Here is a 977-nt window from a genome sequence, read left to right on the forward strand (position 1 = left end):
TTTATGCGCATGCTTTCCGCGGGCATGTTCTCAGCCTGTAGTCTTCGAATCATGCTGTTCCCGCAGGAGTCAGCGCTAAAAAAATACCAAATATTAACAAACTATTTTATAATATAGATGAAATTTTATTTAGGAGTTGATTCTATGTTAAATAAAGCTGAAGATAAACGTGACCAATATGAAATGATTTCTGTTTCAGAATTGGTCCCTAAAGATCATTTGTTGAGAAAAGTAGATAAGGTATTAGATTTAAACTTCGTTTATGAACTTGTTGAAGATAAATACTGTTTAGATAACGGACGTCCTTCTATTGATCCAGTTATCTTAGTTAAGATTTTACTTATTCAAAGACTATTTGGCATAAAATCAATGAGACAAACTATTAAAGAAATTGAGACTAACGTAGCTTACCGTTGGTATTTAGGGTTTAGCTTTCTTGATAAAGTCCCTCATTATGGTACATTCAGTAAAAATTATACAAGACGGTTCCATGATACTGACTTGTTTGAACAAATATTCGAAAGAATATTACAAATTGCGATTAAGAATAATTTAATTGATCACTCAACGTTATTCATTGATTCAACACATATAAAAGCTAATGCGAACAAAAATAAATATATTAACCGAGTTGTTAAAAAAGATACATTACACTTCCAAGAAGAACTTAATAATGAAATTAATCAACAGAGGTTAGCACAAGGAAAAAAGCCCATAAAAAATAAGAAAAAGGAGGAATATAAAAATAAGAAAGTCAGTACTACTGACCAAGAAGCTGGCTACTATGTTAAAGGTGAAAGAGAGAAACAATTTGCGTATAGCTTACATAGTTGTGTAGATAAAAATGGTTTTATAATTGATCAACATGTTACACCTGGAAATGTTCACGATAGTACACAGTTGAAACCTATGGTTGAAAGATTAGAAGCAAAAAATATGTTGCCAATCACATTAGCAGTAGACTCTGGATACAAAAC

1 protein-coding gene is annotated in these 977 nt (G+C 31.1%); it reads left to right on the forward strand.

Annotation, left to right across the window (positions count from 1 at the left end; genetic code table 11):
* Positions 1–144: 144 nt before the first annotated feature.
* Positions 145–977 (forward strand): IS1182 family transposase (locus tag LQ693_RS13425; protein WP_204236200.1); only part of this gene is annotated, 833 nt, incomplete at its 3' end.

Origin of the sequence: Mammaliicoccus sp. B-M6, assembly GCF_022386965.1 — a bacterium.
Taxonomy (GTDB): domain Bacteria; phylum Bacillota; class Bacilli; order Staphylococcales; family Staphylococcaceae; genus Mammaliicoccus; species Mammaliicoccus sciuri_A.